The 789-nt window shown below is 44.2% G+C and carries 1 protein-coding gene; it reads right to left on the reverse strand.

Features of this window, described 5'->3' with window-relative positions:
* Window positions 1–789, reverse strand: a 789-nt coding sequence (gene grdC / locus ACFHWD_RS20640) for a glycine/sarcosine/betaine reductase complex component C subunit beta (RefSeq protein WP_378062946.1), incomplete at both ends; no start/stop codon positions are given.

The raw sequence follows: 789 nt of genomic DNA on the forward strand, positions 1-789 counted from the left end.
TATTACCATAAAATTGTTCAATTTTCCACTCATTATATGTTCTATGCCGTGTCCTATAATAGGAACGCCGGATGGTATATGTCCCTGAGTGGGTGCATATCCCGGATAACCATGTTCTTTGACAAATAAAGGCAGCTGTTTCCTCTCAAGCTGTCCACTTTTAACCGCCAGAGCCCCTATCATCTTATAATTTTGTGTCGGTACATCCCCGGCACCTGCCGGCTCTGTTATATCAGGTATCTGCATTTCAGGTGCAAACTTATCCACATCCGTAATTTTCATTCCTTTTTTAGTCAGAGGATCAAGTACCAGAGCCTGTATTACAGCCTGGGGAGCAGCACCGTGGGCTATTGTATGTCTCCCAACTACATCAGTTCTGAGTACCGGGCTTATTCCATCATTTTCCGACACAAGAACTGCAAAACCCCCGAGGCAGTCCTCCATGATAGGTATATTTTTTTTCACATGGTCCTTTCCATTCATTCCAAGTTTGGCAGTACATCCGCCTGCAAACACTACCACGTTCTTATATACACCAGATTGTACAAGAGCTGCAGCTGTAATCAGTGCATGGGCAGGTCCCGCACAAAAACCTCTCATATCAACTCCAGTGGCGCCTTTTATTCCTGCTATTTCGCCACAGGCTTTGGCAGTATTTCCACCTCCCCTTTGATTCATATCACCCACGGCTTCTTCTGAACATTCTATTAGATAATCAATTTGACTTACATCCAATCCAGAGTTTTTTACAAGATACATCAGTGCCAGAACGCCCGATGCCTTTACTGA

It is taken from the genome of Clostridium sp. MT-14, from assembly GCF_042436595.1.
Lineage (GTDB): Bacteria > Bacillota > Clostridia > Clostridiales > Clostridiaceae > Clostridium_B > Clostridium_B aromativorans.